At 56.8% G+C, this 8,741-nt stretch carries 6 protein-coding genes and 1 pseudogene; 3 read left to right on the top strand and 4 right to left on the bottom strand.

Annotation, left to right across the window (positions count from 1 at the left end):
* Nucleotides 1–154 precede the first annotated feature (154 nt).
* Both B347_RS0100030 and B347_RS0100025 read right to left on the bottom strand, forming a co-directional pair.
* The gene (locus B347_RS0100030) at nt 155–808 is read right to left on the bottom strand and encodes a Pr6Pr family membrane protein (protein WP_019407682.1); all 654 of its coding nucleotides are present in this window, start codon (nt 806–808) and stop codon (nt 155–157) included.
* 7 nt (nt 809–815) lie between these two features.
* Nucleotides 816–1,046: a VF530 family DNA-binding protein gene (locus B347_RS0100025; protein ID WP_019407681.1), complete on the bottom strand. Its 231-nt coding sequence runs from the start codon at nt 1,044–1,046 to the stop codon at nt 816–818.
* 221 nt (nt 1,047–1,267) lie between these two features.
* Here B347_RS0100025 and B347_RS0100020 point away from each other — a divergent pair, with 221 nt between their 5' ends.
* The 3 genes from B347_RS0100020 (at nt 1,268) to B347_RS0100010 (ending at nt 7,571) form a co-directional block, all read left to right on the top strand.
* Complete coding sequence (locus B347_RS0100020) at nt 1,268–3,307, top strand: TonB-dependent receptor (RefSeq protein WP_019407680.1); 2,040 nt, start codon at nt 1,268–1,270, stop codon at nt 3,305–3,307.
* A 368-nt stretch (nt 3,308–3,675) separates the two neighbouring features.
* Nucleotides 3,676–5,058, top strand: a complete 1,383-nt coding sequence (locus B347_RS0100015; RefSeq protein WP_026013904.1) for a carbohydrate porin — start codon at nt 3,676–3,678, stop codon at nt 5,056–5,058.
* Nucleotides 5,059–5,153: 95 nt separating this feature from the next.
* Nucleotides 5,154–7,571, top strand: coding sequence for a glucose/quinate/shikimate family membrane-bound PQQ-dependent dehydrogenase (locus tag B347_RS0100010; RefSeq protein WP_019407678.1), 2,418 nt, complete (start codon nt 5,154–5,156; stop codon nt 7,569–7,571).
* Between the two features lie 67 nt (nt 7,572–7,638).
* Here B347_RS0100010 and B347_RS0100005 read toward each other — a convergent pair whose 3' ends face one another.
* Nucleotides 7,639–8,556, bottom strand: coding sequence for a DUF6708 domain-containing protein (locus tag B347_RS0100005; RefSeq protein ID WP_026013903.1), 918 nt, complete (start codon nt 8,554–8,556; stop codon nt 7,639–7,641).
* Nucleotides 8,553–8,741: pseudogene (locus B347_RS26790) on the bottom strand (hypothetical protein); the annotation flags it as partial. The pseudogene B347_RS26790 and the gene B347_RS0100005, both read right to left, overlap by 4 nt.

The raw sequence follows: 8,741 nt of genomic DNA, 5'->3' as shown, positions 1-8,741 counted from the left end.
CATCCCCCAATCGATTCCCTCTCCTTCGGGAGAGGGCTAGGGTGAGGGGGGCTCTTGATTTGAGTCCCTATCCATTGCTACGGCGACTTAGGGTTGCGCCCTTACGACGTGTCACTTTGTTAAGAACGAGCTCGTATCGCGATCTTTTGATCTTTCAAAGATCGCGAGACAAGGTCTGACGGCCACGCCACCGATCTAATGCAACGATGACCAGCGCCACCAGCACAAACCCCGCCAAGATGCCGAGCGCATTCACAAATGTCTGCGCATAGCCCAGTTTTTCAACATCGATAAACGGATACGGGTACACACCCAGTAGGTGCCCGCGTAACAGGATGTAGGCGAAGTACACGATCGGGTACAGCCCCCATAACCCGATATGGCTCAAGCGTAACGCGCCCTTAGGCACGCAAAACCACCAGTACAGCGTGAACAGCACGGGCATGACGTCGTGCAGCAACTCATTGGCCAGCCATTGCAGGCCTTGAGGCTGCCACAGGTTACGCAGCAACAGGCTGTATGCCACGCCCACCACAATAATGCTCACGCCAATGCCGCTGCTGACCCACGGCTGCAAGAAAAATGCCCTGCCCTTTGAGCTGCGTGTGTCTGCCGCATAGGTCAATACCGTCGCGACCAGGGTGTTGGTCAAAATGGTAAAAAAACTAAAGTAGTTCACCAACCCGCCCAGCAGGCTCGCACCCGATGTCCAGCGAGCGAGCAGTACCATGTCGAGCTGAATCGCCAGCCCACTCCAGCCCAACAGCGCCATCACGGTTAACAGCGTGCGCTTATGCACGGCCCTCATACGCGGTTCAATTCTCGCGTTTGGTGCGGGCGTATTTCACGTAGAGCTTCTCGACCTTTTCCCGCGCCCATGGCGTTTTGCGCAAGAACGTTAGGCTCGACTTGATGCTCGGGTCGCTCTTGAAGCAGCGAATATCAATACGCTCAGCCAGCCCTTCCCACTCGTAATGCGCCACCAGCGCAGTGAGGATCTGTTCCAGCGTCACGCCGTGCAATGGGTTGTTGTTGGGTTCAGTCATGCCGAGCCTTTTAAAAGCAGAAGAAGGAAAGCCGCGCACCTTAGCCGAGCCCCTGCTCAGGGGGAAGTCATTTGGCACAGGGTGAGTCTAGTTGGGGCAAAACAGTTGTTGAGAAAGTTCCGCGTGGCGCAACCAAAGGAGATGTTATATTGTAACGATAAATATCAATATCAAGAGCGCTCGGCGCCACCGCTTTCATCACCCTTGCCAAGGAACTTGCAATGTCCTCCCCTGCTTCCCCACGCCACTTTCGACGTCTGCGCCTGACCCCGCTTGCCACCGCGCTGCTCATTGCCTCCCCCGCCTACGCCTTGGAGCTGCAAACCCAAGTGATCACCGGCAACCCTTTGGGCAGCAGCCAATGGGCGGCACCGACCACGGTATTGGAAGGTGATGACCTCACGCTGCAACAACATGGCAGTCTCGGTGAAACCCTAAACAAACAGCCGGGTGTGTCTTCGTCCTACTTCGGTCCGGGCGCAAGCCGACCCATCATTCGCGGTCTGGATGGCGACCGAATTCGCATTTTGCGCAATGGCGTCGGCGCGCTGGACGCCTCGTCACTCTCATACGATCACGCGGTCCCCCTGGACCCGGTCAACGTTGAGCGGGTCGAAATCGTACGCGGCCCAGCAGCCCTGTTGTATGGCGGCAGTGCCATCGGCGGGGTGGTCAATACCTTCGATAATCGCATCCCCACCGAAGCCATCGACGGCATTCATGGCGCAGGCGAACTGCGTTATGGCGGCGCAGACACCACGCGCAGCAGCGCAGGCAAACTGGAAGCCGGTGACGGGACCTTCGCCTTGCACCTAGACGCCAACGCCCGCGCGTTCAACGACCTGAAAATCCCCGGCTACGCCCGTGACCGCCATGCCCCGTCAGGCGACGATGACGACGACCAAAAGAAAGGCCGTCTGGGCAACAGCAGTGGCCGTCAGGACGGCGGCGCGGTAGGCGGTTCCTACACGTGGGACGATGGCTACGCAGGCCTGTCCTACAGCAACTACGACGCCAATTACGGCTCGCCCGCCGAGCAAGACGTACGCATCCGCATGAAGCAGGATCACTACGCTTTCGCGTCGGAAATCCGCAACCTGCAAGGCCCGTTCAGCTCGCTCAAACTAAATGCCGGTTACACCGATTACCAGCACAGCGAAATTGAGGACGGAGAAGTCGGCACCACGTTCAAGAACAAAGGCTACGAAGCGCGCATCGAAGCACGTCACGTGCCTATCGGCCCGCTCAACGGCGTGATTGGCGCGCAGGTCAATCGCAACGAGTTCTCAGCCTTAGGCGAAGAAGCCTTCGTGCCACAGACCGATACCAACAGCGGCGCGGTCTTTATCCTCGAAGAGTTACACGCCACCGACCGCCTTAAACTCAGCCTTGGCGGGCGTTTGGAACACACCGTGGTCGACCCGAATGCCAAGGGCAATGAGCGTTTCGAGGCCGCAGACAGTTCCAAAACCTTCACCGCGGGTAGTCTGTCTTCAGGCGCCGTATTCACCCTGACGCCGATCTGGTCGTTGGCCGCCACCTTGGGCTACACCGAACGTGCGCCTACCTTCTATGAGCTGTATGCAAATGGCGCGCACGTCGCCACCGGCACCTATGAACTGGGCAACCCCAATCTGTCGAAAGAAAAAGCCGTGTCCAGCGACTTGGCACTGCGCTTTGACAATGGCACCCACAAAGGCAGCGTCGGGGTGTTCTACAGCCACTTCTCCAATTACATCGGCTTGTTGGGCACAGGTCGCACGCTAAATGACGAAGGTGAGCCAGACGCAGACGGCATTCCTGAATACACCTATTCCGGGGTACGGGCGCGCTTCACCGGCTTTGAAGCCTCGGATCACTGGAAACTGGGCGAAAGTGCCTACGGAAAATTTGCCTTGGAACTGTCGGGCGACTACACCCGCGCCACCAACCTCGACACCGGCGAAGCCTTGCCGCGCATTGCCCCGTTGCGCCTGAGCAGTGGTTTGCTATGGGAACTTGACCGCTGGCAAGCGCGGGTCGATGTTGAGCACGCAAGCAATCAAGGCCGCGTGCCCGACAACGAATCCGGCACCCATGGCTACACCACCTTGGGCGCCAGCGCGGGTTATCACTTTGATGTCGGCAGCAGCCAATGGCTGGCCTTCGTCAAAGGCGACAACCTGACCAACCAGACCGTGCGCTATGCCAGTTCGATTTTGCGCGACATTGCCCCGGCATCCGGTCGCAGCGTTGAAGTAGGCCTGCGCACGACGTTCTAAAAAACCGCAATACGTGTGTAGGAGCTTGCTCGCGATCTTTTAAAGATCAAAAGATCGCGAGCAATCGAGCGTCGACCGGCTGCTTCTACAGATATTTTCTGAAACTCTCGCGCGCCCCAAAATCCCCGCAAACACCGACGAACGTGAGGCAAAAAGCCTCTGAGACGAACGGTCGCAGGCGACTGTTACAGAATCCGAAATGATCCATGTCAGTTAAAGTGCTGTTTCTAAACGTTTCAGCGCTTTATCATTTCCGCATTAAGGACTGAAACGATTCATTTCCCCTTAACTCTTTTAGTGTGAGTCCTGTTGCCAAAGACAGCGCTACCCACGCCACAGCCCTACCAAAAAGACCTTCATCTAGACCTATGTCCACATTCCTAACTTTGCGCAAACACAGCGCGCTATTCCCTATGGCTGGGCAAAAAGCCCTGACCCTGATCGGCGGAATTACCGCCATGGGCCTCGCCAGTTGCGCACAAGCTGCTCCGGCTTTCGACAGTGACTCAAAATGGATGCTGGGCGATTGGGGCGGCACCCGCACCGAGCTTGCAAAGCAAGGCTATAGCTTCTCGCTCGACTACGTGGGTGAAGTGGGTTCCAACCTGCACGGTGGCTATGACCACGACCGCACAGCGCGTTACAGCGACCAGTTCGGCCTGGGCACTCACCTGGACTTGCAGAAAATTTTGGGCTGGGAAGACGCTGAGTTTCAACTGACGATTACCCAGCGCAGTGGCAACAACATCAGCAACGATCGGATCAATGATCCACGGGTCGGCGGCTTCACCTCGGCGCAAGAAGTCTGGGGCCGAGGCCAAACCACCCGCTTGACGCAGATGTGGTACCAGCAAACGTTTTTCGATCACAAACTCGACATCAAGGCTGGCCGCTTTGGTCAGGGCGAAGACTTCAATAGCTTCCCCTGCGACTTCCAGAACCTGGCGTTCTGTGGCTCGCAGGTCGGCAACTGGGCGGGCAGCATTTGGTACAACTGGCCCGTCAGCCAATGGGCACTGCGGGTCAAATACCACCTCACGCCTGAGCTGTATGCACAAGTCGGCGCTTATGAGCAGAACCCGTCCAACCTGGACCGCGGTAACGGTTTCAAACTCAGCGGCAGCGGCACTCAAGGTGCAGTGTTGCCGGTCGAGCTGGTATGGACACCGAAGATAAATGGCCTGCCAGGTGAATACCGCGCCGGTTATTACTACAGCAGCGCCAAGGCAACCGACGTTTACAAGGATGCCAATGGCCAGCCGGCGGCCTTGAGCGGCGAAGGCTATCGCAGCAGTTCGAGCAAACACGGCCTGTGGCTAGGTGTGCAACAGCAACTGACCAGCCGCTCCAGTGATCAATCCCGGGGATTGAGCGTGTTCGCCAACGCCACCCTACACGACAAGAAAACCAACGCCATCGACAACTATGTCCAGGCAGGCGTTGTGTACAAAGGCGTGTTCGATGCACGCCCCAAAGACGACATTGGCTTTGCCATGGCCCGCGTTCATGTCAACCCGGCCTTCCGCAAAAACGCTGAAGCCACCAACCAGGCTCACGCGATTTATGACGTCGACAACGCTGACTACTTACCGCCTCAGGACACTGAATACAGCGCCGAATTGTATTACGGCGTGCATGTCACTCACTGGCTGACCGTTCGACCGAACCTGCAATACATCCGCCATCCAGGTGGCGTCAACCACGTGGACGACGCCCTGATCGGCGGTCTGAAGATTCAAAGCTCGTTCTAATGAACGAGCTACAAGCCGCAAGTTGATAGCTGCACGCTTGAAGCTTGCCGCTTAAAACTTGCCGCTAAATTTCATTTACAACGGAGAACCACACTATGAGCACTGAGAGTGCTTTGAGTAGAAGCCGCCTGCTACCGACACTGCTCGGTATCTTGCTGGTGCTAATGGGCCTGGCCATGCTGGCCGGGGGTATCAAACTGATCACCCTCAGCGGGTCGACGTATTACCTGCTGGCCGGTATCGGCTTCGGGTTATCGGGCATTCTGCTGATCGCCGGACACCGAGCTGCACTGGCCCTGTATGCGCTGGTTCTGTTCGCCAGCACCGTATGGGCGCTGATGGAAGTCGGTCTGGACTGGTGGCAGTTGGTGCCACGTCTGGCCCTGTGGTTCGCCATCGGTATCGTCCTGCTGTTGCCATGGTTGCGTCGTCCGCTGTTGCGCGGTCAGTCGGCACCGGTGGCCACTGGCGCACTGAGCATCGCCGTGGTCTTGGCGGGTGTTACTGCACTGGCTAGCCAGTTCACCCACCCTGGCGAAATCAAAGGCGAGTTGGATCGCGATGCCGTACCGGGCATGGCCAACACCGCACCAACCATGCCGGATGGCGACTGGCAGTCCTATGGCCGTACCGGCTATGGCGACCGTTACTCACCGCTGAAAGAAATCACCCCGCAAAATGCACACAAACTGGTGCCAGCCTGGACCCTGCGCACGGGTGATATTCCGGGTGAAGGCGATCCGGGTGAAACCACGGCCGAAAACACCCCACTGAAAGTCAACGGCATGCTGTATGTGTGTACCCCACACAGCCAGGTGATCGCCCTTGACCCAGACAGCGGCAAGGAAATCTGGCGCTACGACCCGAAGATCAGCACGCAAAACGCTGCTAACTTCAAAGGCTGGGCGCACATGACCTGCCGCGGCGTGAGCTATCACGACGAAAACGCCTACGCCAAAGCCAGCACCGAACAAAACGCTGCCGAGCCTGCTACGACCGCTTCGAGCAACGCGTGCCCACGTCGCCTGTTCTTGCCGACTGCCGACACCCGTCTGATCGCACTCAATGCCGACACCGGTAAAGTCTGTGACGAGTTCGGTGACCACGGTTCAGTAGACCTGCGCCACAACATCGGCAGCTTTGCACCGGGCGGCTACTACTCCACTTCGCCACCTGCCGTGACCAAAGACTTGGTTGTGATTGGCGGCCACGTGACCGACAACATCTCCACTGACGAGCCATCCGGCGTGATCCGTGCGTACGACGTACGTACCGGCAAGCTGGTCTGGAACTGGGACAGCGGCAACCCGGACGACACCACGCCGATTGCCGAAGGCAAAACCTACACCCGTAACTCGCCTAACATGTGGTCGATGTTCTCGGTCGACGAAAACCTCGGCATGCTGTACCTGCCGATGGGCAACCAAATGCCAGACCAATATGGCGGCGACCGTACCGAAGACTCCGAGCGATACAGCGCAGGCGTGACTGCTCTGGACATCAACACCGGTAAAGTCCGTTGGTATCGTCAGTTCACTCACCATGACCTGTGGGACATGGACGTGGGCGGTCAACCTACCCTGATGGACCTCAAAACCGCTGATGGCGTGAAACCGGCTCTGCTGGCCTCGACTAAGCAAGGCAGCATCTACGTTGTTGACCGTCGCACTGGCGACGACATCGTACCGATCCGCGAAATCCCGGCACCGGGCGGAGCTGTTGCAGGCGACCACACCTCGCCAACCCAGCCGCGTTCGGACCTGAACATAATCCCGCCAGAACTGACTGAGCGCGACATGTGGGGCGTGACCCCGTTCGACCAGATGCTGTGCCGGATCAACTTCAAGTCCCTGCGTTACGACGGCATGTACACCCCGCCATCGCTGCAAGGTTCGATCGTGTATCCGGGCAACTTCGGCGTGTTTGACTGGGGCGGTATCTCGGTCGACCCCGTGCGTCAGATCGCCTTCCTGAACCCTAGCTACATGGCTTTCACCTCCAAACTGGTCCCACAGGCAGACGTTGCAGCCATGGGTCCACGCAAAGGCGAAACCTCGGGTGTTCAACCGAACAAAGGCGCACCTTACGGCGTGATCCTGGAACCTCTGTTGTCGCCCGTTGGCTTGCCTTGCCAAGCGCCTTCGTGGGGTTACGTTGCAGCGGTCGACCTGACCAACAACAACGTCATCTGGAAACACAAAAACGGCACCGTGCGTGACAGCTCGCCGGTACCGATCCCATTGCCAATGGGCGTTCCAAGCTTGGGCGGCACCGTAACCACAGCCGGTGGCGTTGCCTTCCTGAGCGGCACCCTTGACCAATACCTGCGTGCTTACGACGTGAACAACGGTAAAGTCCTGTGGGAAGGTCGCCTGCCAGCGGGCGGTCAAGCCACCCCAATGACCTACGCCGGCAAAGACGGCACCCAATACGTGGTGGTCATGGCGGGCGGTCACGGTGGTCTAGGCACCCAAAAAGGTGACTACATCATGGCGTTTAAACTGGCTGAGTAAGTTTTACAGCGTGTGTTAGAAAAGGCGGCTATCGAGAGATAGCCGCCTTTTTTGGTGGCATTTGAGGTTAAGCCGTGCAGTCTGCCAGTTGCGCTTCTCGGGCGGCGATGGCGAGCTCAAGCTCTGGGGAGCGTTTGGCCCATCGCTCGGGCGGAAGGGGTTTTGACCATTCGATGATGTCGGGGCTAGAAAATTCAGGGAGTGGATATAGTTTTAATCGTTCAAGCGCATCGATAAGAAAGGTATTGAAGATAAATATTCCGCAGAAACCCTCCCACACCAACGTCATAAACCAGCCTTTACGTTCAGCAGCGATAAACAGACTGTCCACATAAGTAGCCAATATACCTTTGGGGTGATGAAACCTGGCGCTATTATCTTTTACAACCTGCGGCCCAATCTCCATATAACTGCGCATACATTCCCACTGCGCCATCGCCCCCTCGCTCGACCCGCAGTTAAATCCCCAGAAGACGTGTTTATTACTCTCTTCAGCGTGCGGATCCGGGTTATCGAAACTTATAAACAGCATGCCCGTTGAATGCCTGCCCACTTGACTGACCGTCGAGTGCTCCGAGCTGATGGCGGCTACCGTCTCCCAAGGCACAATCCAGTAGTTACCGTTTTCACGAGGCACACAGACTTCTCGGCGTTGGCGGTTGAAGCGAATGGGTAATGGGGTCGGTTGGAATAGGCTGTAGATCAATATCAATATAGGAATTGTTAATATACAAGCTCCTAACCAGTAAACATCCGAATTATTTGTAGACTGTGCTACATATATAAAAATCAACAACATTGGCCACATAACTATTATTCCAGCACCCAGACTGTAACTTCCAACATCCAAATGCACTTCATTCTTACGCCAAATAATATTAACCATGTCAACTGCCGATTCACCCGTAGGTATAGCTAATGGAGCCAGGTAATCCTGTTGAGAGAACAGACTTTTCTTACTCGTACCTGCCACTGGCATGCTCATCGCTTGATCCCCGGCTGCAAGAAAATTGAACATTGTTGACCGCCCAATGGATAGCGCTTTGTTCTGTCCAACTCTGGTGTTGAGTCATTACGCAAGGCAACCACTCCAGTGGCAGCACTCAATGTAAATGCAACTCCTCGTTCGCCACCCACAAAGTTGAGGGCGCCAAGCATTAAAGTCAAAGG

The sequence above is a fragment of the Pseudomonas psychrophila HA-4 genome, assembly GCF_000282975.1.
Taxonomy (GTDB): Bacteria; Pseudomonadota; Gammaproteobacteria; order Pseudomonadales; family Pseudomonadaceae; genus Aquipseudomonas; species Aquipseudomonas psychrophila_A.
Note: the sequence above shows the minus strand (reverse complement) of the source record. Positions and strands in the feature narration are given on the sequence as shown.

Bases quoted from the DNA above. Each gene is read 5' to 3' on its own strand.
- B347_RS0100030 (WP_019407682.1), bottom strand. From the start codon at position 808: ATGAGGGCCGTGCATAAGCGCACGCTGTTAACCGTGATGGCGCTGTTG.
- B347_RS0100025 (WP_019407681.1), bottom strand. From the start codon at position 1,046: ATGACTGAACCCAACAACAACCCATTGCACGGCGTGACGCTGGAACAG.
- B347_RS0100020 (WP_019407680.1), top strand. From the start codon at position 1,268: ATGTCCTCCCCTGCTTCCCCACGCCACTTTCGACGTCTGCGCCTGACC.
- B347_RS0100015 (WP_026013904.1), top strand. From the start codon at position 3,676: ATGTCCACATTCCTAACTTTGCGCAAACACAGCGCGCTATTCCCTATG.
- B347_RS0100010 (WP_019407678.1), top strand. From the start codon at position 5,154: ATGAGCACTGAGAGTGCTTTGAGTAGAAGCCGCCTGCTACCGACACTG.
- B347_RS0100005 (WP_026013903.1), bottom strand. From the start codon at position 8,556: ATGAGCATGCCAGTGGCAGGTACGAGTAAGAAAAGTCTGTTCTCTCAA.